The organism is Actinomadura sp. 6N118, from assembly GCF_044326415.1.
Classification (GTDB): domain Bacteria; phylum Actinomycetota; class Actinomycetes; order Streptosporangiales; family Streptosporangiaceae; genus Spirillospora.
This window is the reverse complement of record NZ_JBIRAZ010000002.1, coordinates 535,307-560,247: the sequence shown is the minus strand read 5'-3', so window position 1 is coordinate 560,247 and position 24,941 is coordinate 535,307. Positions and strand designations below refer to the sequence as shown.

The following is a 24,941-nucleotide window of genomic DNA, read 5'->3' as shown; positions in this document are numbered from 1 at the left end:
CGGCTGGCAATCTCCTTGTGCCACTAACGGGGCCTATGTGGGCAATGTGAACGGGGAGCATCATGGGGTCGACAATGCGCTGGACGACGCGTGCCGCGGTCGCGGTGGTGGTGACCGTGCCGATGGTCACGATCCCGGTCTCAGCGGAAGCCACGCCGTCAACCACGGCTGAGCCGTCCGCCTCGGCCGCCGCCGGGCCGCGTGGCGTCGCCGCCAAGTCGGCCTACCTCTTCGACAGCGGCGCCCGGAAGACCCGCTGGTCCCGCGCCGCCGACACCCGCCGCCCCATCGCCAGCATCACCAAGATGATGACCGCCATGGTCGTCATCCGTGCCGGCAAGCTCGACCGGAAGCTCACCGTCAAGAAGAAGCACATCGACTACGTCAACAAGAACGGCGCGAGCCGGGCCTGGCTGCGGGTAGGCGACAAGCTCACCGTGCGCCAGCTCCTGAACGCGATGTTGCTGCCGTCCGGATGCGACGCCGCCTACGTCCTCGCCGACGCCTACGGCCCTGGCTGGAAGGGCTTCGTCACGAAGATGAACAAGACGGCCCGCCAGCTCAAGATGACCCGGACGAAGTACGCCAACTTCGACGGGCTTCCCTGGCCGTCCGGGACCGCGACCAGCTCCACCGCGCGCGACCAGGTCAAGCTGGCCGACTACGCGATGAAGAACAAGGAGTTCCGTGCGATCGCCGCCCGGAAGACCTACCCGCTCAAGGCGGGCGGCGGGCACGGCACGTACCGCTGGACCAACACCAACCGGTTGCTCAACTCCTACCGCGGCGCCATCGGGATCAAGACGGGCACGACCGACCTGGCGGGCTACTCCCTGATGTTCGCCGCCCGCCGCGGCAAGCGCACCCTCATCGGCGTGGTCCTCAACAGCTCGAAGACCAAGGAGCAGGTCCGCTTCACCGACGCCATGAAGATGCTCAACTGGGGCTTCGGCGTCCGTGCGACCGGCGTCCTCACCGTCGCGCCCGTGGTGCCCGGCGCCAACGTCGACTGATCAGCCCTCGCTTCGGTACACGACCTGGGCTTTCTGGTTGGCCGCGATGTAGCCGCCGCTTTCATAGGCACCCGACAGATAGAACATCATGACGGGCTTGTCGCGGTAGAACGTCCAGGCCGGGTCCACGATGATGTAGCGGCTGACCGGCTTGACGGGCTTGAGTCTCTTTTCCGCAGACCGGAACAGTGCCGGGACGGCGTCCCACTTGAACGTCTTGAGGTCGACAAGGCCGTCGTCCGAGTCGATTTTGCCGCCCTCACGCTGCCGTGCCGCCCGCCCGTTCCGGTACTCGTACTCGTCGTAGAACCTCTTGTTGCCGCGCAAGGGCGCCTTGGCGAACGCGTACTCGGGATACACCTTGAGGTCCAGGAACTGCTTGCTCCCGGTGACCTTCTCGAACTCCGCGATCACTTTCCGGATGCCGGCCGGCGTCAGCAGATTGACCTTCCCGGAGGCCGTCCCCGGCTCAGCGCTGCGAGTCAAGGGGCCGTCGCCCCCCTCGTTGGCCCCCGGACTCTGCCGTTCGCCTTCGATGAACTCGGTGAAGACCACGAACACCACGACCAGCAGCACTCCCACGAGTGCGACCGCGCCGACGGGAAGGACGATCAAGACCGCCTTGAGGCCCCGCGACGACCGACGGGGCTGAGGCGCGAACCCCGCCCCGCCGGGGTGACCAAGCCCCGGCCCCGTGGGCTGCGCGAGACCCGGCCCAGTGGGACGCCCGCCGAAACCAGGCCCAGTCCCATGCGGGAACTGCGGCTCGGTGGGCGGAGCGGGCACCGGAGGAGGCGGCGGGAACGCGACCGGCTCGGGAGTGACCGTCGCGCGGCCGATCGCGGCCTCGGCGAGCATACGGTCCAGTTGCTCCGCCGTGGGCCGGGCCGCCGGGTCTGGCACCAGCACGGCCTGCAGTACACCGGTCAATGCCCCCGCACGCGCCGGCGGCGGAACCTGCGCACGCAGAACGGCGGCGAGCGTGGCGGCCGTGGAGGGACGGCGCATGGGGCTGTGCCCCTCGACCGCGACGTACAGCAACATGCCGAGCGACCACAGATCGGACGCCGGGTTGCCCTCCTGACCATGCAGGCGCTCGGGCGCGATGTATTCGGGAGACCCGGCCAGCCCGCCGGTCATGGTGAGCCGGGATGCCTCGTCGATCGCCGCGATGCCGAAGTCTGTCAGGACCGGGCTGCCGTCCGTTCGGAGGAGCACGTTGGCGGGCTTGACGTCGCGATGGCAGATCCCCGCCTCATGCGCGGCCCGCAGCGCCCCGAGAACACCCCGTCCAACGACAGCCGCCTCCGCAGGCGACAGATCCCCCTCGGCCAGCCGCCCACTCAACGAGCCGCCCCGCACCAGCTCCATGACGAGCCACGGATAGTCCATGTCGGGCTCGTCGATGATGTGATGGATGCGGACCACGTTGGGGTGGTCGATCCGGGCCAGCGCCCGGGCCTCGCGCAGCACTCGCTCGCGCATCTTCCGCGCCAGCTCGGGGTCTTCCCGGGCGGGATCCGACCCGGCGGGCCGCACTTCCTTCAGCGCCACCTCGCGATGCAAGGCCAGGTCGCGAGCACGCCAGACCGTGCCCATGCCCCCGCTGCCCAGCCGGTCGACCAGTTCGAACCGGCCGTCGACCACCCTCTGTCCGGACGTCACGGCGCTGATCCTAGAGCCCCCGACCGACACACACCCGCCCGAACCGACCTTTCCCAAGATTCAGGACAGACCAGCCACCTCACCGCGCCGCCGAACGAGCGACAAGAACGCATTGACCGCCGTGCGCCCGGTCATTGCGGGTCGGGGGCCTCGCCGCGTTGGTGGATCAGGGCTTGGAGCTCGGCCAGCTGGCGGGCGGCCAGGGTCTTTTCGGTGCCGTTGATGCCCATGGCGCCCAGGGAGGTGCCGTCGGCCAGGTCGAGGGTCGGCCAGGGCTCGCCTACCGACATGCTCACGTCGAGGACCTCGGGCCACTCCAGGCGGCGGGTGCGGAAGGCGTTGACGACCGTGAGGCCGGACTCGTCGGCCGTCACGTGGCAGCGGGCGAGCATGTGCAGGACCCAGGCGACGCACACGCCGAACATGATGATGAGGACGCGGTCGAACAGCTTGAACTGGGGTGCCACCACCACGGCGAGCACGATCATGCCGAGCACGATCGCGCCCGCCGTGAGGTAGGCGACGAGCCGGGTGGTGCGGGGGCGCCACACGGTCGGGAGAGCCGGTGCGTCAGTCAACGATCTTGGAGATCGGGATCTCGAGGATGTCGTGGGCGCCGGCGGCCTTCAGCGCCGGGATGAGCGTGTTGACGCCGCGCTTGGCGACCACGCCCTCCACCGCGCTGGACGCGCCGCCGGCGAGCGAGGTGATCGTGGGCGAGGACATCGACGGCATGATGTCGAGCACTGCCTGCAGGTCGGTCGCCGCGACGTTGAGCTTGAGCAGCACGTTGCCCCGGGCGCGGATCGCCCCCTGCAGGAGCAGGGCGATGTCCTCCATCGCGGCGCGCTTGTCGGCGTCCTCGTAGGCCTCGCGGTTGGCGACCAGCTCGGTGTAGCTGGTGAGGAGGGTGTCGAGGATGCGCAGGCCGTTCTTGCGCAGCGACGAGCCGGTCTCGGTCAGGTCGACGATCGCGTCGACGATGTCGGGCACCTTGGCCTCGGTGGCGCCGTACGAGGGAACGACCTTGGCCTTGACGCCGTGCTGCTCCAGGAAGCGCTTGGTCATCGCCGGGAACTCGGTGGAGATCCGTACGCCCTCGGGCAGGTCGGAGACCGACTGCCACGGCGCGTCGTGGGGGACCGCCATGATCACGCGGACCGGGTTGGAGGTGGCCTTGGAGTACTTCAGCTCGCCGAGGCTCACGACGTCGGAGTCGGTCTCGGTGATCCAGTCGCGCCCGGTGATGCCGAGGTCGAACAGGCCCTGCTCCAGATAGGTCGGGATCTCCTGCGGGCGCAGTACGCGCACCCGGTCGATGCGCGGATCGTCGATCTGGGCGCGGTAGTCGCGGTCCGAGGACCGGCGGATGGTCAGGTCGGCGGCGTCGAACAGCTCAAGGGTCGCCTTTTCGAGTGAGCCCTTGGGCAGGACGAGAGACAGCACGGTGAAGCCTTTCGGTGGGATGTCGTACGGGAATCCGGGATGGTCAGGAGCTCAGATGCTCCGCGTCATGCCCGGCGTGACCGTGATGCCGCAGACCTCGCAGGGTCAGAGCCGTATCGAGTGCGGCCACAGTCGCCTCCCATCCCTTGTCTTCATGGCTGTCGGGCAGCCCGCTGCGATCCAGTGCCTGCTCAATGGTGTCACATGTGAGCACCCCGTTGCCCACCGGAGTCGCCTCATCGAGCGCGACGCGGGTCACACCGGCCGTGACCGAGTCGCACACATAGTCGAAATGGGCGGTCTCGCCCCGGATCACGGCGCCGAGGACGACCACCGCGTCGAGATCGCGGGCCAGCTGCTGGGCCACGACCGGAAGCTCCAGCGCACCCGCGACGCGTACCGCGACGGGCTCGGCGACGCCGCAGGCCTTGGCGGCGTCGAGGGCGCGTTCGAGCAGGCGGTCGGTGATCTGCCCGTGCCAGCGGGTGCAGGCGATGCCGAGGGACAGGCCCCCGGCGTCGACGGTACGGTCCTCAGGACGTCCTGCTCCACTCATCACAGGCCCTCGATCTTGTGTCCGAGACGGTCCCTCTTGACCGTCAGGTAACGGCGGTTGTGCTCGGTCACCACGACCGGCATGGGTTCCCGGCCACGGACCTCCAAGCCGAAGCCCGTCAGCCCGTGAAGCTTGGCCGGGTTGTTGGTGAGCACCCGGATCGAGCGTACGCCGAGGTCGAGCAGCATCTGGGCAGCATTGGAGTACTCGCGCGCGTCGGCGGGCAGGCCGAGCTCCAGGTTGGCGTCCACGGTGTCGGACCCGTTGTCCTGCAGCGCGTACGCCCGCAGCTTGGACAGCAGGCCGATCCCCCGGCCCTCGTGCCCGCGCAGGTAGAGGACGACGCCGCGGCCCTCCGCGCTGATGCGTTCCATGGCCGCGTCCAGCTGGGTGCCGCAGTCGCAGCGCTCGGAGTGCAGGACGTCGCCGGTGAGGCACTCGGAGTGGGCCCGGATCAGCACGTCCTCGCCGTCACTCAGGTCGCCGTAGACCATGGCGACGTGCTCGCCGCCGTCGATGGCGCTGGAGAAGCCCACCGCGCGCCACATGCCGAAGCGGTTGGGCAGCCGGGTCTCGACGACCCGCCGGACCATCGACTCGGTGCGCTTGCGGTATTCGACGAGCTGCTCGATCGAGATCAGCTTGAGGCCGTGCTCCTTGGCGAACACCTGGAGCTCGGGCAGGCGGGACATGGTGCCGTCGTCGTTGACCACCTCGGCCAGGACGCCGGACGGATGCAGGCCGGCCATCCGGGCCAGGTCGACCGACGCCTCGGTGTGACCGCGGCGGCGCAGCACGCCGCCCGGGTGGTAGCGCAGCGGGAAGATGTGGCCGGGCCGCACCAGCTCGTACGGTTCCGTCGCCGAGTCGCACAGCGTACGGATCGTCTTGGCGCGGTCGGCCGCCGAGATCCCCGTGGCGACCCCGTCGCGGGCGTCGACGCTGACCGTGTAGGCGGTGCGCATGCGCTCGTTGTTCTGCGCGGTCATCAGCGGGATCTGCAGCCGGTCGAGGTCGGCGCCCTCCATCGGCACGCAGATCACGCCGCTGGTGTAGCGGATGGTGAACGCGAGGAGCTCGGGCGTCGACTTGGCCGCCGCGAAGATGATGTCACCCTCGTTCTCGCGGTCCTCGTCGTCGACCACCACGACCGGCTTGCCGGCCGCGATGTCGGCGATCGCGTCCTCGATCGAGTCGAAGATCCCGTTGTCGCCGACCATGTCGCCGCCGATCGTGTCGTCGCTGATCGTGTCGTCGCTGATCGTGTCGTCGCTGATCGTGCCGTCGCTGATCGTGCTGTCACTGATCGTGCTGTCGTTGCCGCTCATGCGGTCACCGCCTTGTTCCGTGGGCTCGTCTGCCTCTGGTCCCCGGACTCCCGGAGCCAGTTGCGGAACCCGGCCATCACCATGACGAAGAAGATCCCGTAGACCGCCGCCGAGACGTACAGACCGGACTTGAGCGCCAGCGGCACCCCGACCAGGTCCACGAGCACCCAGATGATCCAGAAGTCGACCAGGGCGCGGCTCTGCGCGAACGTCGCGACCGCGCTGCCGACGAAGATGTAGGCGTTCGCCCACGGAGACCAGGCCACCTTGAGCCAGTCGAGGTGGATGAACAGCTGCGCCACGACCGCGGTGCCGATCGCCAGCGCGGCCAGCAGCACGAGGCGTTCACGAAGCGTCGCCTGGCGTACCAGCAGGCCGTGGTCCGAACGCTTGCCGCGCGACCAGCTCCACCAGCCGAACAGCGCCAGCCCGATGAAGAGCCCCTGCTTGAGCGCGTTGCCGGGGGCCGCCGCGTGCCAGGAGGCGGCCAGCAGCAGGAGGGCGCCGGTGAGCTGCACCGGCCAGGTCCAGATGGTCTTGCGCATGGCGAACCACACGACGGCGAGCGAGAGCACGTTGCCGATGAGATCGGTCCAGAGGATGTGCTCGCCGAAGAGCGTGAAGCTCGCGTTCAGCCAGTTCACGCGGCACCACCGGCAGAGAGGTGCTCACCGCTGTGCCCGTTGCGCGCATCCGGCGCGAGCATCCGCTCCACGTACTTGGCCACCACGTCGACCTCGAGGTTGACCGGGTCGCCGGGCTTCTTGTGGCCGAGCGTGGTGAGGGAGAGCGTGGTGGGGATGAGCGCCACGCTGAAGCGGTCGGCGCCCGCCTCGACCACGGTGAGGCTGATGCCGTCGATGGTGATCGAGCCCTTGTCGACCAGGTAGCGGCTCAGCTGGGCCGGGAGCGAGAACGTGACGACGTCCCAGCGCTCCCCCGGCTCGCGGGAGATGATCTCGCCGACACCGTCCACGTGGCCCTGGACCAGGTGACCGCCGAGGCGGTCGGCCAGGCGTACGGGACGTTCGAGGTTGACGCGCGAGCCGGGCTCCAGCGCGCCGAGGCTGGACTTGTCGAGGGTCTCCTGGATGACGTCCGCGGTGAAGGTCTCGTCTTTGACGTCCACGACCGTGAGGCAGACGCCGTTGACCGCGATCGAGGCGCCGTGCACGGCGTCCTGGGTGACGAGCGGACCGCGGATCGTCAGCTTGACCGAGTCCGCTGCGGACTCGATGGCTTCGATCTCGCCGAGCTCTTCGACGATGCCGGTGAACATCTCCCGGGCCTCCTCATATGCGTGTGCATAGGGGCTCCGGGGACGTACGACGAAACACAGCGCCCCTGAAGTCAGGGGCGTACAGCGCGCTGCCTCCCATCCGGACTTTAACCGTCGGTCCCGGAGTTTCACCGGGTCAACCGGCCGATGGCTTCGGCCGGGTCGCGGACTGTCACCGCCGGTTCGGAATTTCACCGACCCCGGAGCACGCGTTTCACTGCTTGCCAACCAGTGTGCCATGGCTTGCATTCCCGGCTGTATGTGAGGATGCCCACGGCCACATTTGGCCAACCAAGCGCTCGTTAGGTTGTATCATCCATCGTTCAATCTTCAACTGCCGGAGTTAGCGATCTCAAAGCGTGGGTAAAAGGGGCACACGATGATCCTCCGGGAGGAATCATGGATGTCATCGCACTGATCGGCCGCATCGTCTTCACGGTCGTCTTCCTCGGCGCCACCATGGGACACCTGACCTCGACCGATGCCATGGCGGGTTACGCGGCCAGCAAGAAACTCCCCCAGCCCAAGCTCGCCGTGCAGGTCTCCGGTGCCTACGTCGGCGTGGCGTCGGTCCTGCTCATCTTGGGCATCTGGCCGGACCTCGCCGCCCTGGCGTTCGTCCCGTTCCTGGCGCTGACGGCGGTCCTCTTCCACGACTTCTGGAAGCAGGACGACCCCGAGGCGCGCCAGATGGAGCAGATCCAGTTCAGCAAGGACGTGTCACTGGCGGGCGGCGCGCTCGGATTCTTCGCCCTGTACGCGTCGGACGCCCACCCCGGACTCAACCTCGTCGGCCCGCTCTTCTGACCTTGACGTGGCCCCTCACGCCGGCGGCGATGAAACCGCCGCCGGCGTCACACGTTTACTCGGAGCTTGCCCGCGTACGCCAGAAGCCGGGAATGAGGACTGCGCCGACCACCAGATGGAGCAGGGCGAGCGTGACCTTCGTACCGTCGGTGGCCTCGACCTGCAGGACCGGCATGAACGAGAGCACCAGGATGACGGCGGCCACGACCGTCCACACGACTCGGGCCAAGGCCGGGACGAACCGTTCCAGCACGGCGAGGAACGCCCAGCCCAGCAAAGCCGGAACGAGCGAGAAGAACACGACCTGCGCGGCTCCGAGCTCCATCGCCTCCTGGCCCGACTGCTGGACGACGAGATCGTCCTGCCCGAACGCGAATGCGGCGACCGCCCATACCGCCACGGTGGCGAGCACCGTCGCCACCACCGTGATCCCCCGGGCGCGCACGCGTGCCCCGGTGCCCTGCCGTGTCTCCGTGACCATGCGCACTCCTTGAGTTCGAACATTGTTGAGAAGCTCAACCTTTGAAGAGCATAAGGGAAATACTTGAGGACCTCAACATTCGACTGCCCCAACGGCTGCATATGATCGGAGACATGCACGCCGAGAGCAGCCCGACCAGCAGTGAGCTCCTGGAGCTCGTCTTCCAGGTCGCCGGGCGGCTGCGCGAGGGTTTCACCCGCACCGCCGCCGAGCTGGGCCTGCCGCCCACGCAGGCGCAGGCGCTCGCCTCGCTGGACGGTTCCGCACGTATGCGCGACCTGGCGGAGGTCCTCGCCTGTGATGCCTCGAACGTCACCGGCATCGTGGACGGCCTGGAGCAACGCGGCCTGGTCACGCGCCAGCCCGACCCCGCCGACAGGCGCGTCAAGCACCTCGTGCTGACCGAGGAAGGCGAGCGCAGGCGAGCCGCCCTCCTCGCCCAGAGTGCCCGCAGCGCAGACGAGGTCTTCGATCTCCCCGAACGCGACCGGCTGGCCCTACGCGACCTGCTCAAGTCCCTCGTGCCAGCCGACTGGCACGCAGACTGCGGCCCACGCCAGTAAGCCCAGCAGACCAGGCCCGGGCGGCCAGGCCCGGGCGGCTGCGGCCCGCGATCCTGACGTTTGGCGGGGTAGGTCAGTCGCTCCCGGGGAGGTCAGTTGCTCTCGGGGAGGAGCAGGCCGGCCTTGGTGGCTCTGACCGAGGTCAGGTCGGGCAGGATCAGGTCGGCCTCGGCTAGTTCGCCCGGTGGGTGGCTGGTGGTGACGGCGATGACTGTGGCGCCGGCTGCCTTTCCGGCGCGGATGCCTGCGGGGGCGTCCTCGATGACAACGCACTCCGCTGGTGGTACGCCCAGGCGGCGGGCGGCCAGCAGGTAGCCCTCGGGGTCCGGCTTGCCGTGCGTGACATCGTCGGCGGTCACGATGACCTCGGGCAGCGGCACACGCGCCACCTGTGTGCGTGCTCGCAGCTGGCCGGTGTCCATCGACGTCACGATGGCCCAGGGCAGGCCGTTCATCGCGCTCAGCAGGTCCAGCACGCCCGGCAGCGCCACCACGCCGCCCTCTGTGAGGAGCTCGGCCTCCAGGGCGTCCAGGCGTTCGGTGGCCGCGCGGACTTCCCCATGCGGGAGGAACTCGGCGATCCGGTCGCTGGTACGGCGGCCGTGTGAGCCCGCCAGGAACTCCTCCGCATCGATGCCGTAGCCGCCCGCCCAGGCGTGCGCGGCGCGTTCGATCAGCGGAGTCGAGTCGACGAGCGTTCCGTCGGTGTCGAACAGGACCGCTGTGCAGGGGAACGTGGTCACTGCGCCCAATCCGCGCTGGACGTGGCCTGATGGGCCTTGCCGCGGAGTGCCCGCACCGCCTCGGCGGGGTCGCCGGCACCGAAGACGGCGTTGCCCGCGACGAAGACGTCCGCGCCCGCCTCGGCGCACCGCTCGATCGTCTCGGCGCTCACGCCGCCGTCGACCTGCAACCACAGGTCGCGGCCCTTGATCATCTCGCGGGCCCGGCGCACCTTGGGCAGCACCACGTCGAGGAACTTCTGCCCGCCGAAGCCCGGCTCGACCGTCATGAGAAGGAGCATGTCGATCTCGCCGAGGAGATCCTCGTACGGCTCGACCGGGGTGGCCGGGTTGATGCCCAGCCCGGCGCGCGCGCCGGCTGCCCGGATCGTCCGCAACGTGCGGACCGGTGCCTTGGCGGCCTCGGCGTGGATGGTGACGCTGCGGGCGCCGGCCTCGGCGTACTGCGGCGCCCAGCGGTCCGGATCCTCGATCATCAGATGGCAGTCGAGCGGCAGGGCGCTGTGCTTGAGCAGCGCCTCCACCACGGGCAGGCCGATGGTCAGGTTGGGCACGAAGTGGTTGTCCATCACGTCGACGTGCACCCAGTCGGCGACGCCTGCGATGAGCGCGACGTCGTCGGCGAGCTTGGCGAAGTCGGCGGACAGGATGCTGGGTGAGATCTGCGGAGCCATGATGCCCCGAGTCTATTGCCGCACTTCTGAAAGCTCCTCACCCGGCGGGGTGAGAGCGCGGGGGGTGGCACGGGTGGCCAACCCGAGCCGGACGAACACCTCGGGTGCGCCGGCCGTCACCCACAGGCTCAGCAGCGCCGGGATCACGAATCCGGGCACCGGGTCGGCGGTGCCGAACGGGATCCCGAGCCCATAGATCACCAAGACTCCGAGGACGCCGACCGGGATCCGGGCCAGCCGCCGCCAGGTCTCCCCTCCCGTCTCGAACCAGCCGCGCGCGTTCAGCCAGGAGAGCCCGGCGAGGACACCGAAGAGCGCGCCCGCCGCGGCGGCCCCCGCATACTGGCTCACCGGCTCGGGACTGCCGCCCGCGTCCACGATCGCCCGAGCCCAGGGCTCGGGCCACCGCCATCCGTCCAGAGAACGCACGGCGGTCCAGGAGGCCGCCAGGCACAGCCCCGACACCGCCAGGCTGAGCGCGAACTGGAGCATGAGCGGCTGCCGCGCCCACAGCGGCACCAGCCGCGGCACACCCCACAGGGCCAGCACCGCCAGCGTCAGCCCGATGGCCCAGCCCGCCAGAACCTGGCCGGCCGAGTGCACGCCCAGGTAGACCCGCGAGACGCCGATCATCAGCACCATCACGGTCGCGACCGCCCAGACGGTCCAGCGGACCGAACGGAGTGCCAGGTACCCGTAGAGCGCCCCCGCGCTCTGCGCATGGCCCGAGGGCATGCCGAACGAGTCCCGCGCCTCGTGCCCAGTGACGGACGGGTCGGTCCAGAACGGCCGGGGCTCATTGAAGCTGAGTTTGAGAACGTTGTTGAGCACCCCGCTCACCGACATGAGCACCGCCAGCCGGGCGCCCAGCCTGGTGTCCACGCACCAGAAGACGACCACCAGCAGTGGCACGAAGAGCGCCGCGCTGCCGATGAACGAGATCAGCTGCATGAATCCGGTGAGCACGAAGGTCCCCCAAGGTCCGCGTCCGTCGAATCAAACGTCGAACCAACGAGGCTACCCAGCGGCAGCGCTATGAGTCGCCCACGCGAGCCTTCTCGGTGTCGAGGTCGAAGTCCCCTGGAGGCCAGTGCGGGTCGAGCCCCTCGCAGGCCTCCATGAGCAACTTCATGATCGCGTAGTTGCGGTACCACTTGCGGTCGGACGGGATCACGTACCAGGGGGCCGCCTCGGTGTTGCACTTCTCCAGCGCGGTCGCGTACGCCTGCTGGTAGTCATCCCAAAGCAGGCGTTCCTCGACGTCCTGCGGGTTGTACTTCCAGTGCTTCGCCGGATCCTCAAGCCGCGCCATGAGGCGATCCTTCTGCTTCTCCGAAGAGATGTGGAGGAAGCACTTCACTATGGTGCAGTCATCCGAGGCCAGCCGTTCCTCAAACCGGTTGATGGTCCCGTAGCGCCGCGCCCACACGCGGCGCGGCACAAGGTCCCGCACGCGGGCGATCAGCACGTCCTCGTAGTGCGAACGGTCGAAGACGCCTAGATGCCCGGGCTGGGGCAAGGCCCTCCGGATACGCCACAGGAAATCGTGGCGGAGCTCCTCCTTGGTCGGGGCCTTGAACGACTTGACCTGGCAGCCGTACGGGTTGAGCTCGCCTACGACGTGCTTGACCACGCCCCCTTTGCCCGAGGTGTCCATGCCCTGCAGAACGAGCAGCACCCTGCGCTCGTCGCCTTCGGCCTGGGCGCACGCGTACAGCTGCTCCTGGAGTTCGGCGACGCGCTCCCCGAGCCCGGCCATGGCCTTGCGGGTGGTGGACTTGCCGCCGGGCGCACCGGGCGTCGCCGCCGTGTCGAACCCGCTCAGGTCCACCGGTCCCGGCGGGCAGCGCAGCAGTTCCCTGAACGGCGTGCCCTTGGCGGCATCCTTCGCCGCGCCCTTTTTGCCCTTTTTCTTGGCACCCATCTAGCAGTGATCGCCCACGGCGGGGCGGCGAAACGTCACGTCGGACGCAGTCTCAGATTCGGCGCAGGAGGGCCACGAACATGGCGTCGGTGCCGTGCCGGTGCGGCCAGAACTGAGCGTACGGCCCCTCGCCGACGTCTTCGAGCCCGGGCGCCACCTCGCGGAGCACCGCCGGCGTGTCCAGCCGTTCCACGCCGTCACGGCCGCGCAGGACGTCGTCCACGACGACGCGGGTCTCGGCCAGGTGCGGCGAGCAGGTCACGTACGCGACCACCCCGCCCGGCCGGACGGCCTCCAGCGCACTCTCCAGGAGCTTGCGCTGGAGCGGGCCGAGCTGGGCCACCGACTCGGGGCCGCGCCGCCAGCGAGCCTCCGGGCGTCGCCGCAGCGCGCCCAGGCCGGTGCACGGCACGTCGAGGAGGACCCGGTCGAACGAGCCGGGCCGCCACGCCGGGACGGTCCCGTCGGCCACGATCACGGTGGCGCGGTCGGTCACCGCCCCCTGCACGAGCCCGGCCCGGTGTGGCTGGACGTCGGCGGCGAGCAGCCGGGCGTCGCGGCCGTCGGCGACGGCCGACAGCAGGCCCGCCTTGCCGCCGGGACCGGCGCACAGATCGGCCCACCGGGAATCGGAGCCGTCCAAGGGCGCGGCGGTCAGTGCGAGCGCGACGAGCTGGCTGGCCTCGTCCTGGACGGCCGCCCTGCCTTCACGCACGGCGGCGACGGCGGCCGGGTCACCCTCGGGCAGCAGGGCCGCGTAGGGCGAGTAGGGAGCGGGCTCCGCGCCCGCCTCGTACAGCTCCTCCAGCGTGGCGCGGCCGGGCCGGGCGACGAGGGTCACCCGGGGCCGTTCGTTGTCGGCGGCGAGCAGCGCGTCGATCTCATCCCTGTCCGGGCCGAGCGCGTCGCGGAGCGCGGACACGATCCAGCGCGGATGGCTGTGGGCGATCGACAGCCGTTCGGTCTGGTTGCCGCCCTCGGGCACGACGATCGTCAGCCAGCCGCCGAGGTCGCGGGTGGCCACCTTGCGCAGCACCGCGTTGGCGAACTTGGCCTGTCCCGGCCCGGAGACCGACCGCGCCAGCTCGACGGCCGTGGCCACGGCCGCGTGCGCCGGGATCCTGGTCGCGAGCAGCTGATGGGCGCCCAGCCGGAGCACGTCGAGCAGCGGGCCGTCGACGCGGCGCAGCTCACGGTCGCTGCAGAGTGCCAGCACGGCGTCGTAGGTGCCGCGGCCGCGCAGCGTGCCGTACGTCAGCTCGGTCGCCAGCGCGGCGTCGCGGCCGGTGAGCCCGCGTTCGCGCAGCCGGTTCGGCAGGAGCAGGTTGGCGTACGCGTCGCGGGTCTCGACGGCCCGGATGACGTCGAACGCGGTGCGGCGGACGAGGTCCTCGGGCCGGCCGGTGCGGCGCGGCGTACCGGGCCTGCGGTTCCGGTCGCGGTCGCCGCGTCGGTTTCGGGTGGGCGGCATCAGCTGAAACGATCCTCATCGGTGAGCGGGTGGCCGCGGGTCCAGTCCACGGCGTTCATGCGGCGCTTGCCGGGCGGCTGCAGCTCGCCGAGGACCACCGGGTAGGTGCCGGTGCCGACGAGGACCTCCTTCTTGCCCGCGCGCAGCTCGCCGGGCGCCAGCGCCCCGGCATCCGGCGCGGCCTCGGGTGCGGGCCGGACCGGGCCGAGCTTGACGCGCTCGCCGCGCAGCGTGGTCCAGGCGCCCGGTGCGGGCGTGCAGGCGCGGATGAGCCGGTCGACGCGCATCGCGGGCGCGGTCCAGTCGACCCGGGAGTCGTCGGGGGTGAGCTTGGCGGCGTACGAGACGCCCTCATCCGGCTGCGGCCGCGCTTCCAGGACGCCCTCCTCGATGCCGTTCATGGTGTCGAGGAGCAGCTTGGCGCCCGCGACCGCCAGCCGGCCGAGCAGGTCGCCGGTGGTGTCCGCGGGCAGGATCGGCTCGGTCAGCACGCCGTAGACCGGCCCGGTGTCCAGGCCCTCTTCGATCTGGAACGTGGCCGCGCCGGTCACGTCGTCGCCGTGCAGGATCGCGTGCTGGACGGGCGCCGCGCCGCGCCACGCCGGCAGCAGCGAGAAGTGCAGGTTGACCCAGCCGTGCCGCGGGATCTCCAGCGCGGCGGGCCGCAGCAGCGCCCCGTACGCCACGACCGGGCAGCAGTCGGGCGCGATGGCCCGCAGCCGGTCGAGGAACTCCGGGGCGCTCGCCTTGGCGGGCTTGAGGACCTCGATCCCGGCCTCGTGGGCGCGCTGCGCCACCGGGCTGGCGACCAGCTTGCGCCCCCGCCCGGACGGCGCGTCGGGCCGGGTGACCACGGCGGCCACCTCGTGCCCGGACGCCAGCAGCGCCTCCAGCGACGGCACGGCGGTCTCTGGTGTACCAGCGAAAACGAGACGCATCAGGTTCGCGCCCCGTTTCGGGCGTACCAGCGCTGCGCTGATTCATTGGCCAGCTTCAAAGTCAGAGTGCCTTCCCGAAGGTGCGGTGCGGGGACTCCTTGACGACCGGCGCCGGGTCGCCGAACCACTCGGCCTCGCGGATGGCCTTCATCGCGGCCTTGCGCTGCTCGGGGTCCATGCGGTCGATGAAGATGATCCCGTCCAGGTGGTCGGTCTCGTGCTGGACGCAGCGGGCCAGCAGGTCGGTGCCCTCAAGCATGATCGGCTCGCCGTGCATGTTGAAGCCCTTGGCGACCGCGCGGTAGGCGCGGGGTGTGGGGAAGCTCAGCCCGGGGAGGGAGAGGCAGCCCTCCTCCCCGTCCTGCTGCTCCTCCGACAGGTCCAGCGTGGGGTTGACCACGTGACCGAGGCGGTCGTCGACGTAGTAGGTGAAGACCCGCAGGCTCACGCCGAGCTGCGGCGCGGCCAAGCCCGCCCCGGGAGCGTCGATCATCGTGTCGGTGAGGTCCTTTACGAGCTGGCGCAGCTCCTTGTCGAAGTCCTTCACCGGCTCGGCCGGGGTGCGAAGCACAGGGTCACCGAAGAGGCGGATGGGCTTGACGGCCAACGGGGACTCCGTTTCCTGCAGGTGCGTTCAGAGCGAGGTCGTGGTGCGAGTGAATTGAGACCTACCCATCAGTCTACGGAGATCTCAGGTGGCACCCTTACCGGAGCGGGCCTTGTAGGCCGCCTTACGGGCCGCCTTGGCGACGCCCTTGTCCGGGACGTGGTCGCCCAGGGCGGTGAGCACGGCGGCGATGTCGGGGTGTTCGCAGCGCCACATATCGTCGATCATGGCGCCCAGCTCGACCTCGGCGGGGGCGTCGGCCAGGGCCGCGGCCACCGCCTCCGCGGGCTCGGCGGTCTCCAGCATGCCCGCGACCGTGTCGACGAACATCCAGACGAACTCCCGGCGCTCCAGCTCGATCGGCGCGCCGGTCTTCTGGTTGAGCCACAGCGCCGCGTACGGGCGCACGAGCGGGTGATCCCCGGCGCCCCGCAGCTGCGGGGCGATCTCCGGGCCCATCCGGTGCAGCACGGCCGCCGCGAGGTTGCGGGCGCCGGGCCCGCCGTTGCGCATGACCTCCAGGAGCTCGGCCGCGGCGGGCTCGGCGTCCCGCCCCGCCAGCCAGCCGGCGATCTCCTCGTCGGCGGTGTCCTGCCGGTGCCAGGTCAGCCCGGCCACCAGGTCCATGGCGGTCGAGTCGGCGAGATCGCCGACCACCGGGGCGACGAAGCCGTCGGAGAGCAGCAGCTCGCGGACGCCCCAGACGCCGAGCGGGGTGAGGGCGTAGCCGTCACCGGCGGCTTCGAGGGCGCCCCACCGGACGAGGTCGGCGAGCTCGAGGTCGAGGGCCTGCCGGGCGGCGGCGGCCACCGCGTGGCCGTCGGAGAGCTCGTACGCCGCCATGACGTGTTCGATCAGGACGTCGGCCAGCACCTTGGCGGACGACGGCGACTCCTGCTCGTACAGGTGGATGAGGACCCCGGTGAGCTCGTTCTGCACCAGCTCGATCGCGTCGAGGCCGTCCTCGCCCTCGTGCTCGGGCACGGCGACGGCGTCGAACAACCGCAGCCAGGCGCCGAGGATCGTCTCGTCGTCTCCCGCCACGAGATCCGGCAGCGAGGGGCCCGCGACCGCCGTGCCACCGGTCGTCCGGAGCACCTCGGACTCGATCGCGGCCCACCAGAGACGGTCGAGCTCAGGCAGGTCGGACTGGTCCTGGACCGGCACGCCGGCGGCCTGCCGCGGGGTCTCCAGGCCGAGCTCGGCCACGGCCGCCGCCGCGTCGTCGCCGCCGAGGTCGCCGAACTCGGTGACGAGACGGTCCACCGCCCACTCGGCGAGCGCGCGGACCTGGGTGGTCAGCGCGGACGTGCGGGCGGCGGAGGCCAGCTCGGCCTCCGGTGCCAGCCGTACGGGCGGGACGATGAGCTCCTCCGCCTGGCGCAGGTATTCCTCGGTCCGGGCGTACCGTTCGTCCTCGGGCAGCGCCTCGAAGGCCCGCACCCATTCCTCGACCGCGTCCTGGTCGTCGAGCGCGACCCCGTCGGCCGTCATCATCGCGGTGATCACCTCCGCGGCGGCCTGCCGCTCGGCGGTGTCGTTCTCCGCGACGAGCTCGGCGAACCCCGGCGCCAGCCGGTCCAGCTCGGCGCGCAGCGCGACGGCCTGCTCGGCCGGGACCGCGCCGCTCGCACCGAGGAACTCCAGCAGCGTGTCCGCGGTCGCCAGGATCGCGGGGACCTCGTCGGCCCCGGCGACCACCTCGTCGGGGAAGACCTTGAGCAGCAGATCCCCGAGCCGCGCCGGGGTCAGGTCCGCCGCGGCGGCGAGCCCCAGCTCCTCCCTGGCCAGGTCCAGGAGCAGCAACGCGCCCTGCACGTCGACCGGCTGCTCGTCTGCCTGCATGCCATCCGCGTCGGCGCGGCCGTCCGCCCAGCGCTGAAGATCATCGCTGAGGCTCTCCACCCAGTTGTCTGCCACGCGGAAACCCTAATGCTCAGAGCAGTTCCAGGGGGTCGATCTGGACTCGTACGTACTCGTCGGCCTTGCGGGCGCTGCGCACGCCCTGTGCGTCCTTCAGCGCCTTGGCCAACCGGGCACCGGCCGCGCGCGGCACCCGGATGAGGGCGCGCTCCTTCTCCTGGTCGTCGTGGGCCGCCTGGACAGGCCCCGAGGCCGGCGCCGAGATCGGGACCGGGCCGAGGACCTCGGCCTCCGCGGGCAGCCTGGCATCGGCCAGCAGCCCGCGGATCGCCGCCGGGGAGGCGGTCAGCGAGGCCATCCGGACGGCGGGCGGGAACCCGACCTCGCGCCGTTCCGCCAGCTCGCGTTCGGCGAAGGTGACCGGGTCCCAGCGGATGAGCGCCTGCACGGCCGGGAGCGACCCGTCCGCCGAGACGACGACCGTCCCGGCCGGGCGGACGAGGGCGACGGCGTTCATCCAGCGGCGGAGCGCCTCCTCGCCCGCACGGAGATCGGCTCTGCCGAGCAGGGCCCAGCCGTCCAGGAGCAGGGCGGCGGTGTAGCCCTCCTCGGCCGGCGGCTCGGCGCCCGGGGTGGCCACCACCAGCGCGCGCTGCGGCCCGACCTTGTCGAGGATCGCCTCCCGGCCGGAGGTCTTCACCGGTACGCCGGGAAAGGCCCGCCCGAGCTCCTCGGCGGTGCGCTTGGCTCCGACCACGATGGCGCGGATGTGGATGTGCCCGCATTCGGGGCAGCGCCAGTCTCCGGCTATGCGACCGCACCAGCGGCAGTACGGCGTGGCGTGTGAGGAACGCAGGGCGAGCGGACCCTGGCAGGCGGTGCAGCGCGCCTGCGTACGGCACCGGCCGCAGGCCAGCGCTGGGAGGTAGCCGCGCCGCGGTACCTGCACGAGCACCGGACCCTCCTCCAGTGCGCGGCGGGCCGCCTGGAACGCCACGTTGGGCAGCCGGGCGCTCCGGGCGGCGGCGTCCTTGGGCAGCTCCGCGTCGTCACCGACCGGGCCGATGCGGGGCATGACCTCCCTGATCCGTACGCGGTCGGCGGCGAGCGCGTGCGCCCATCCCGACTCGACCAGCTGCGTCGCGTCGGTCGTCCGGGTGAACCCGCCGATAAGGGCGCCCGCGCCGGCGCGATGCGCCCGCAGCGCCAGGACCTCGCGTGGATGGGGGTACGGGGCGTGCGGGTCGGGATGCACGTCGTCGCCGTCGTCCCAGAGGACGACGAGGCCCAGATCGTGGACGGGGGCGAACATCGCGGCGCGGGTGCCGACCACCACCCGGACGGTGCCGCGCAGGATCGCCAGCCAGCGGCGATAGCGCTCGGACGGCTTCAGGTCCGCCGTCAGGGCGACGTGCCGCCCGTCCCCCAGCTCGGCCTTGAGTGCCTCGTCCACCCGCGCCACGTCCCGCCAGTCAGCCACCACGATGAGCGCGCCGCGGCCGCCCGCGAGGGTGACCGCCGCCGCCCGCGCCATCGCGGCGGGCCAGCCAGGGCCGGGCAGCGCGCTCCACACCGCGCGCGGTGCCCGCTGCTCGCCGAGGGCGGTGAGGAACGAGGGACCGGCCGGATAGTCCCCCCAGGGGCCCGGGCCGTCCGGAGCCTCGAACTCCAGCCGCTCGCCCGGCGGCTCGGCCTCGACCCGGGCGTGCCGAGGGGGGATGGCCAGCCGCAGCACGTCGTAGAGCGAGCCCGCGTAGCGGTCGGCGACCTCGCGGGCCAGCGCGGCGATCTCCGGCGCGAGCACGGGCTCCGGGGAGGTGATGCGTTCGAGGAAGAGCAGCGTGCCCTCATGATCGCTCTCCTCCGCCCGTTCGAGCAGGAAGCCGTCGACGAGCTGCCCCGCGAACCGCACCCGGACACGGCATCCCGGGACGGCCTTGTCGGCCAGCTCGGCCGGCACCAGGTAGTCGAAGGGACGGTCCAGGTGAGGCAGGGTCACGTCCACCGCGATCCGCGCGACCGGCAGGTCCTCGGCGGGCCGCCGGGCGCCCTTCTTAGGCTCGCGCTTAGCCGCTTTTCCTGCCTTTCCCGCTTTTACCCCCCTGGTGGATCTAGGGTGCTGGGAGGGTTTGACCGGCTTCGCGGCGGGCACCGGGACGATGTCGTCCAGGCCCGGGATGAGCTCCGCAGCGCCGCCGTCGTTCGTCACTCCACCGTCCTACCAGATGAGCCTGACGTGCTTCGTCCATGGCTCTTCCCCCTGACGTTCAGGCCTACCGGTTTGAACTACCACCTAGATGACGGGATTATTGCCCGATGCCCCCGGCTCCCCTTATGTCCACCCCATCGGTTCCGGCTCCGTGACCACCGCGGAGACCCCGGAGAGGGTGGACGGCCGAGTCCTCGCCGCGCCTCCTCAGCGGCGCGTCAGCCTGCCGTCCCCGCCGGGCGGCGGGCGGCGCTGGCGAGAATGGCTCGACCCGCGCCGCCCGGTGATGGCGGCCACGCTGACGGCCGGGATCCTGCACCTGGTGTGGGGCTTCTACCTGGCGAACAACGGCGGCGACCTCGCCGCGCAGGCCGCGTGGACGACCTTCGCGCGTAAGAATCCTGAGGCGTCGTACAACCTGGCCTGGTACGGCGGCATGCACCCGGCCTCCTACAGCGTGCTCTCGCCCTACCTCATGGGGTGGTTCGGGATCCGCACGGTCGCGGTGGTCACCGGCACGCTGTCGGCCACGCTGACGGCGCTGCTGCTGGTCCGCTTCAAGGCCCCGATGGCGATGGCGGCGGCGGTGTGGGCCGCGTTCGCCATCTCGTGCAACTCCGCGTCCGGGCGGGTGACCTTCGGGCTGGGCCTGCTCTTCGCCTTGGCCGCGGTGTTCCCGGCCTTCTCGCCGCGCGGCACCCCGCCGCTCCGGGCCGCCGGGATGTTGCTCCTCGGCGTGCTGGCCACCCTCGCGAGCCCCGTCGCCGGGCTGTTCGTGCTGGTGCTGGCGGCGGCGCTCTTCCTGACCGGACGGCGCCGGGCCGGGCTCATGCTGGCGCTGGGGCCGCCGCTGGTCGTGGCCACGACGTCGGCGCTGTTCCCGTTCTACGGCAAGCAGCCGATCTCCACGACCGCCATCGTGCTGCCGACGCTCGCCAGCGTGGTCGCGGTGACGCTGTGCGCACCGCGTTCCTGGCGGGTCATCCGCGTCGGCGCGGGGGTCTACCTCCTCGGGATCCTCCTGACCTGGGCGATCCCGTCCCCCATCGGCAGCAACGTCGAGCGGCTCGCGCTGATGTTCGGCGGGATGTTCCTGATCATGGCGGTGGCGCGCACCACCGACCGGCGCCGGCTGGCCGTGTTGTGCCTGGCGTTCATGGTCACCGCCGTCTGGCAGGTGGTGAAGCCGGTCGACGACCTGATCCACACCCGCCCGGCCGGCGCGACCGCGCGGTACTCCAAGGGCCTGATCACCGCGCTCGGGCAGCTCGGTGCGGCCCAGGGCCGGATCGAAGTCGTCCCGCTGCGTTCCCACTGGGAGGCGTACGGGCTGAGCCGGCACTTCATCCTCGCCCGCGGCTGGAACCGGCAGATCGACGCCCACCGCAACGCGCTCTTCTACGACAAGACCCTGAACCCCGCCACCTATCGCGACTGGCTTCACAAGTGGGCCGTGCAGTACGTGGTCCTGCCGGAGCGAGAGGTCGACTGGGCCGCCCGCCAGGAGGCAGCCCTCGTCCGCAGCCCCCAGCCGTACCTGACCGAGGTCTGGCACGACCGGCACTGGCGCGTCTACCGGGTCGCCGACCCCAAGCCTCTCGCCGACGCACCCGCCACGGTCGAACGGATCAGCCCCGACCGCATGGTGGTGAAGGTGCCCGCCAAGGGCTCGGTGCTGCTGCGGATCTCCTGGTCGCCATGGCTGAGCGTGCGCGGGCCTCACAAGGGCTGCCTGGCGCGCTCCGGTGACTTCGTCCGGCTCGACGTGCCCGGGCCCGGCCGTTACCACGTGGGGGCCCGCTACGAGCTGCCGCGCGGCACCCCCTGCCCGGACTGACCGGCAATGCCTGAGCATCCGTCAGCCGAGACCATCCGTCAGAAGGTAAGGCGCGGAACGAACGCGGTCTTCCAGGTGACCGACCCCTTCGCCGCCGTGGCACGCCTGAATCCGCCGCTCGATGCGGACGACATCCACACTTTCGTATCGGGCCCGTCGACCATCACTGCGATGCGGCTCGTGAGCCGGGCGGAGGCCGAGGGTGTCCGCGCCGAGCTCGACACGCTCGTCGCAGACTTCCGCCGCCTCGCCCAACGCCTGGCCTCGGACGAGCCCGACGCTGCGGTATGGCATGCCGATCCGCACGGAGAGCATTGCAGGTACGAGAACGTGGCAACCGGCGTGGTGGTCGAGGTGAACGTCGAGCAGCCGGACGCTCTCGACCCGTACTTCCTCCTGGAATTCGCCGAGACGTCCGACGGCTACCCGGGCGTTCTGGCCGCGTGCGTTCACGGCGATCACGACATGTGCCGGCTCCTTGAACTCGCCGGACACGCTCTCTGACAGAGGCAAAGGCCCCGGGAAATCCCGGGGCCTTTTCGGTTCGGCTCGTACGTCAGAGACCGGCGGCCTGGGCGAGGGCCTCGGCGCGGTCGGTGCGCTCCCAGGAGAAGTCAGGCTCGGGGCGTCCGAAGTGGCCGTACGCGGCGGTCTGGGAGTAGATCGGGCGGAGCAGGTCCAGGTCGCGGACGATGGCGGCCGGACGGAGGTCGAAGACCTGCTGCACGGCCTCCTGGATCTTGGCGGCCGGGACCTTCTCGGTGCCGAAGGTCTCCACGAACACGCCGACCGGGTGGGCCTTGCCGATCGCGTAGGCGACCTGTACCTCGGCGCGGTCGGCCAGCTGCGCGGCGACGATGTTCTTGGCGACCCAGCGCATGGCGTAGGCGGCGGACCGGTCGACCTTGGACGGGTCCTTGCCGGAGAACGCGCCGCCGCCGTGCCGGGCCATGCCGCCGTAGGTGTCGACGATGATCTTGCGGCCGGTGAGGCCGGCGTCGCCCATCGGGCCGCCGATCTCGAAGCGCCCGGTCGGGTTGACCAGCAGCCGGTAGTCCTTGGTGTCCAGGTCGAACTGGGCGAGCACGGGGTCGACCACGTGCTCCTTGATGTCGGGGGTCAGCAGCTCCTTGAGGTCGATGTCGGGAGCGTGCTGGCTGGAGACGACGACGGTGTCGAGGCGCAGCGCCTTGTCGCCGTCGTACTCGATGGTGACCTGGGTCTTGCCGTCGGGCCGCAGGTAGGGCACCTGGCCGGACTTGCGGACCGCGGACAGGCGGTGGGCCAGCTTGTGCGCGATGGTGATCGGCAGCGGCATGAGGTCGGGCGTCTCGTTGGTCGCGTAGCCGAACATCAGGCCCTGGTCGCCGGCGCCCTGGCGGTCGAGGTCGTCGACGCCCTCGCCCTCACGGGTCTCGTACGCGTCGTCGACGCCCTGCGCGATGTCGGGCGACTGCGCCCCGATGGACACCGACACGCCGCAGGAGTGGCCGTCGAAGCCCTTCTTGGACGAGTCGTAGCCGATCTCGAGGATCTTCTCCCGGATGACGCCGGGGATGTCCACGTAGGTCTCGGTGGTCACCTCACCGGCGACGTGCACCTGGCCGGTGGTGATCATGGTCTCGACGGCGACCCGGCTCTTGGGGTCGTCCTTGAGCATCGAATCCAGGATCGCGTCACTGATCTGATCCGCGATCTTGTCAGGATGTCCTTCGGTGACGGACTCGGAGGTGAACAGGCGGCGAGACACGTACGTGAACTCCTTGCAGCGGCTGCTGACTGATGTCGCAGTGCGGACGGACTTGGTCGAGGGCGGCAGGCCACCGCCGGTCTATTGAGCTTGTCGCGGCGAAGTCTATCGGGCCCTGCCAGAGGGCCACTCAATCCTCACCGAGGTGGTAGGTATATCACTTGAGACGCGCCGCGACGAGGTCCCAGACCACGTCTGCCAGGGCTTCCTTGGCTCCGCGGGGCACGACCGTGGGTTCGCCGTCCGCCGCGAGGATCGTCGCGGCGTTGTCCGCCTGACCGAAGGTGAGACCGTCCCCCACCTGGTTGACGACGAGCAGGTCACAGCGCTTGCGGGCGAGCTTTTCCCGCCCGTTGGCGAGCACGTCGTCGGTCTCGGCCGCGAAGCCGACGATCACCTGGCCGGCGCGCCGCCGCTGGCCTAGCTCGGCCAGAATGTCCGCGTTCTTGGTCAAGTGGATCGGCTCGGGCTCGGCGCCCGGCGCCTTTTTGATCTTCGAGCCCCGATAGTCGGCGGGCCGGAAATCGGCCACCGCCGCAGCCATCACGACCGCGTCAGCGCCGCCGGCGGCCTCCAGGACCGCCTTGCGCATCTCCTCCGCCGATCCCACTGGCACGAGGTCGACACCGGCCGGATCAGGCAGGGCCACGTTGGCGGCCACGAGGGTGACCCTGGCACCGCGCGCCACGGCCGTACGGGCCAGCGCGTAGCCCTGGAGCCCGGACGAGCGGTTGCCGATGAAGCGGACCGGGTCGATGGGCTCCCGCGTGCCTCCGGCGGAGACGACCACATGCCGCCCTGCCAGATCCTCGTCCATGCCCCCGCGCGCCAGCACGCGCCGCGCCACCTCGAACAGCTCGGCCGGATCGGGGAGCCGCCCCTTGCCTGTGTCCTTGCCCGTGAGCCGCCCGGAGGCGGGCTCGACCACGATGGCGCCCCGGGCGCGCAGCGTCGCCACGTTGGCCTGGGTGGCGGGGTGCTCCCACATCTCGGTGTGCATCGCGGGCGCGAACACGACCGGGCAGCGTGCCGTCAGCAGCGTGTTGGTCAGCAGGTCGTCGGCCAGGCCGTGCGCGGCCTTGGCGAGCAGGTCGGCCGTCGAGGGGGCGACGAAGACGAGATCGGCCTCCTGCCCCAGCCGTACGTGCGGAACCTCGTCGACCCCATGCCACACCTCGGTGCTCACGGGGTTGCCAGACAGCGCCGCCCAGGTGGGTTCGCCGACGAAGCGCAGCGCGTCCCGCGTCGGCACGACGCGGACGTCATGCCCCGACTCAGTGAGGCGCCGCAGCAGCTCGCACACCTTGTAAGCGGCGATCCCCGCACTGACGCCCAGCACGACGCGCGGCTTATGTGAGGTCATGTTCGATGGTTCCCAAGAGCCCGGCGACCCCCATACGGGAATCCATCGGGGGTTCCAGGGGGTCGTCCCCCTGGGCAGACATAAGGGGTGACGAGAGCTGGGGAAGGTGCCCGGAGGGCTCCGACCACACTCGTCCCCTCGTCAGCCCTCTCAGCCCTCGATGGGCTCGGCGTTGAGGAGGCCTTCGCGCGTCTCGCGGAGTGCGATCGACAGCGGCTTTTCCTGGACCTGGGTCTCGACGAGCGGGCCGACGTACTCCAGCAGGCCCTCGCCCAGCTGGGCGTAGTAGGCGTTGATCTGCCGCGCGCGCTTGGCCGCGATGCTCACAAGGCCGTACTTGGTGTCGACGACCTCGAGGAGCTCGTCGATCGACGGGTTGGTGATGCCTTCGGTGCTGGCTGCCACACCGTCGCCTTCCGCTAGT

Annotated in this window: 25 protein-coding genes and 1 riboswitch; of the genes, 5 read left to right on the top strand and 20 right to left on the bottom strand. The window is 70.7% G+C overall.

The window, feature by feature from the left end; translation table 11 throughout:
• Positions 1 to 62 precede the first annotated feature (62 nt).
• Positions 63 to 1,013 (top strand): D-alanyl-D-alanine carboxypeptidase family protein, encoded by a 951-nt coding sequence (locus ACH34W_RS06460; RefSeq protein ID WP_395959769.1) that lies wholly within the window; start codon positions 63 to 65, stop codon positions 1,011 to 1,013.
• Here ACH34W_RS06460 and ACH34W_RS06455 read toward each other — a convergent pair whose 3' ends face one another.
• The 7 genes from ACH34W_RS06455 to ACH34W_RS06425 all read right to left on the bottom strand — a co-directional run bounded on the left by ACH34W_RS06455 (position 1,014) and on the right by ACH34W_RS06425 (position 7,287).
• Positions 1,014 to 2,678, bottom strand: coding sequence for a serine/threonine-protein kinase (locus tag ACH34W_RS06455; RefSeq protein WP_395959768.1), 1,665 nt, complete (start codon positions 2,676 to 2,678; stop codon positions 1,014 to 1,016). It abuts the gene before it with no gap.
• Between the two features lie 131 nt (positions 2,679 to 2,809).
• On the bottom strand, positions 2,810 to 3,256 hold the full coding sequence (locus ACH34W_RS06450; protein WP_395959767.1) for a PH domain-containing protein: 447 nt from the start codon (positions 3,254 to 3,256) through the stop codon (positions 2,810 to 2,812).
• A complete protein-coding gene (hisG, locus tag ACH34W_RS06445; protein ID WP_395959766.1) occupies positions 3,249 to 4,124 on the bottom strand; it encodes an ATP phosphoribosyltransferase in 876 nt (291 codons plus the stop codon). The genes ACH34W_RS06450 and hisG overlap by 8 nt, the downstream gene beginning before the upstream one ends.
• A 43-nt stretch (positions 4,125 to 4,167) precedes the next feature.
• Positions 4,168 to 4,680: a 6,7-dimethyl-8-ribityllumazine synthase gene (ribH, locus tag ACH34W_RS06440; protein WP_395959765.1), complete on the bottom strand. Its 513-nt coding sequence runs from the start codon at positions 4,678 to 4,680 to the stop codon at positions 4,168 to 4,170.
• The gene (locus ACH34W_RS06435; RefSeq protein WP_395960059.1) at positions 4,680 to 5,900 is read right to left on the bottom strand and encodes a bifunctional 3,4-dihydroxy-2-butanone-4-phosphate synthase/GTP cyclohydrolase II; all 1,221 of its coding nucleotides are present in this window, start codon (positions 5,898 to 5,900) and stop codon (positions 4,680 to 4,682) included. The genes ribH and ACH34W_RS06435 overlap by 1 nt, the downstream gene beginning before the upstream one ends.
• A 104-nt stretch (positions 5,901 to 6,004) precedes the next feature.
• Entirely contained in the window at positions 6,005 to 6,652 is a 648-nt protein-coding gene (pnuC, locus tag ACH34W_RS06430) for a nicotinamide riboside transporter PnuC (RefSeq protein WP_395959764.1), read from the bottom strand.
• Positions 6,649 to 7,287 (bottom strand): riboflavin synthase, encoded by a 639-nt coding sequence (locus ACH34W_RS06425; RefSeq protein WP_395959763.1) that lies wholly within the window; start codon positions 7,285 to 7,287, stop codon positions 6,649 to 6,651. Before ACH34W_RS06425 ends, pnuC begins: the two co-directional genes overlap by 4 nt.
• Before the next feature lie 82 nt (positions 7,288 to 7,369).
• Positions 7,370 to 7,500: riboswitch (FMN riboswitch) on the bottom strand.
• Between the two features lie 186 nt (positions 7,501 to 7,686).
• Between ACH34W_RS06425 and ACH34W_RS06420 the strand changes: the two genes are divergently transcribed.
• Positions 7,687 to 8,094 carry a DoxX family protein gene (locus tag ACH34W_RS06420; protein WP_395959762.1) on the top strand — a complete coding sequence of 136 codons (408 nt, stop codon included), beginning with the start codon at positions 7,687 to 7,689 and terminating at the stop codon, positions 8,092 to 8,094.
• A 55-nt stretch (positions 8,095 to 8,149) separates the two neighbouring features.
• On the opposite strand, the gene ACH34W_RS06415 is transcribed toward ACH34W_RS06420, so the two are convergent.
• The gene (locus ACH34W_RS06415; RefSeq protein WP_395959761.1) at positions 8,150 to 8,575 is read right to left on the bottom strand and encodes a DUF6069 family protein; all 426 of its coding nucleotides are present in this window, start codon (positions 8,573 to 8,575) and stop codon (positions 8,150 to 8,152) included.
• Positions 8,576 to 8,688: 113 nt separating this feature from the next.
• On the opposite strand from ACH34W_RS06415, the gene ACH34W_RS06410 reads away from it, so the two are divergent.
• On the top strand, positions 8,689 to 9,138 hold the full coding sequence (locus ACH34W_RS06410) for a MarR family winged helix-turn-helix transcriptional regulator (protein WP_395959760.1): 450 nt from the start codon (positions 8,689 to 8,691) through the stop codon (positions 9,136 to 9,138).
• 92 nt (positions 9,139 to 9,230) lie between these two features.
• On the opposite strand, the gene ACH34W_RS06405 is transcribed toward ACH34W_RS06410, so the two are convergent.
• From ACH34W_RS06405 to ACH34W_RS06365, 9 genes are all read right to left on the bottom strand, one after another.
• Entirely contained in the window at positions 9,231 to 9,881 is a 651-nt protein-coding gene (locus ACH34W_RS06405; protein WP_395959759.1) for an HAD family hydrolase, read from the bottom strand.
• The gene (gene rpe, locus ACH34W_RS06400; RefSeq protein WP_395959758.1) at positions 9,878 to 10,555 is read right to left on the bottom strand and encodes a ribulose-phosphate 3-epimerase; all 678 of its coding nucleotides are present in this window, start codon (positions 10,553 to 10,555) and stop codon (positions 9,878 to 9,880) included. The genes ACH34W_RS06405 and rpe overlap by 4 nt, the downstream gene beginning before the upstream one ends.
• Before the next feature lie 12 nt (positions 10,556 to 10,567).
• Positions 10,568 to 11,521, bottom strand: coding sequence for a phosphatase PAP2 family protein (locus ACH34W_RS06395; RefSeq protein ID WP_395959757.1), 954 nt, complete (start codon positions 11,519 to 11,521; stop codon positions 10,568 to 10,570).
• Between the two features lie 67 nt (positions 11,522 to 11,588).
• A complete protein-coding gene (locus ACH34W_RS06390; RefSeq protein WP_395959756.1) occupies positions 11,589 to 12,479 on the bottom strand; it encodes a PPK2 family polyphosphate kinase in 891 nt (296 codons plus the stop codon).
• Between the two features lie 52 nt (positions 12,480 to 12,531).
• The gene (locus ACH34W_RS06385; RefSeq protein WP_395959755.1) at positions 12,532 to 13,950 is read right to left on the bottom strand and encodes an RsmB/NOP family class I SAM-dependent RNA methyltransferase; all 1,419 of its coding nucleotides are present in this window, start codon (positions 13,948 to 13,950) and stop codon (positions 12,532 to 12,534) included.
• Positions 13,950 to 14,888, bottom strand: coding sequence for a methionyl-tRNA formyltransferase (fmt, locus tag ACH34W_RS06380; RefSeq protein ID WP_395959754.1), 939 nt, complete (start codon positions 14,886 to 14,888; stop codon positions 13,950 to 13,952). The genes ACH34W_RS06385 and fmt overlap by 1 nt, the downstream gene beginning before the upstream one ends.
• 61 nt (positions 14,889 to 14,949) lie before the next feature.
• Positions 14,950 to 15,495, bottom strand: coding sequence for a peptide deformylase (def, locus tag ACH34W_RS06375; protein WP_395959753.1), 546 nt, complete (start codon positions 15,493 to 15,495; stop codon positions 14,950 to 14,952).
• Between the two features lie 84 nt (positions 15,496 to 15,579).
• Entirely contained in the window at positions 15,580 to 17,415 is a 1,836-nt protein-coding gene (locus ACH34W_RS06370; protein ID WP_395959752.1) for a hypothetical protein, read from the bottom strand.
• Between the two features lie 16 nt (positions 17,416 to 17,431).
• Positions 17,432 to 19,567, bottom strand: a complete 2,136-nt coding sequence (locus tag ACH34W_RS06365) for a primosomal protein N' (protein WP_395959751.1) — start codon at positions 19,565 to 19,567, stop codon at positions 17,432 to 17,434.
• A gap of 151 nt (positions 19,568 to 19,718) precedes the next feature.
• On the opposite strand from ACH34W_RS06365, the gene ACH34W_RS06360 reads away from it, so the two are divergent.
• Together ACH34W_RS06360 and ACH34W_RS06355 are read left to right on the top strand one after the other, a co-directional pair.
• Complete coding sequence (locus tag ACH34W_RS06360; protein WP_395959750.1) at positions 19,719 to 21,404, top strand: MFS transporter; 1,686 nt, start codon at positions 19,719 to 19,721, stop codon at positions 21,402 to 21,404.
• A gap of 6 nt (positions 21,405 to 21,410) precedes the next feature.
• Positions 21,411 to 21,908: a hypothetical protein gene (locus ACH34W_RS06355; protein WP_395959749.1), complete on the top strand. Its 498-nt coding sequence runs from the start codon at positions 21,411 to 21,413 to the stop codon at positions 21,906 to 21,908.
• A gap of 52 nt (positions 21,909 to 21,960) precedes the next feature.
• Here the strand turns inward: ACH34W_RS06355 and metK are convergent, their stop codons facing one another.
• The 3 genes from metK to rpoZ all read right to left on the bottom strand — a co-directional run bounded on the left by metK (position 21,961) and on the right by rpoZ (position 24,922).
• Entirely contained in the window at positions 21,961 to 23,154 is a 1,194-nt protein-coding gene (metK, locus tag ACH34W_RS06350; RefSeq protein ID WP_395959748.1) for a methionine adenosyltransferase, read from the bottom strand.
• Positions 23,155 to 23,311: 157 nt separating this feature from the next.
• Positions 23,312 to 24,517, bottom strand: a complete 1,206-nt coding sequence (gene coaBC, locus ACH34W_RS06345) for a bifunctional phosphopantothenoylcysteine decarboxylase/phosphopantothenate--cysteine ligase CoaBC (protein ID WP_395959747.1) — start codon at positions 24,515 to 24,517, stop codon at positions 23,312 to 23,314.
• 150 nt (positions 24,518 to 24,667) lie between these two features.
• Positions 24,668 to 24,922: a DNA-directed RNA polymerase subunit omega gene (rpoZ, locus tag ACH34W_RS06340; RefSeq protein WP_151566392.1), complete on the bottom strand. Its 255-nt coding sequence runs from the start codon at positions 24,920 to 24,922 to the stop codon at positions 24,668 to 24,670.
• Positions 24,923 to 24,941: the final 19 nt, after the last annotated feature.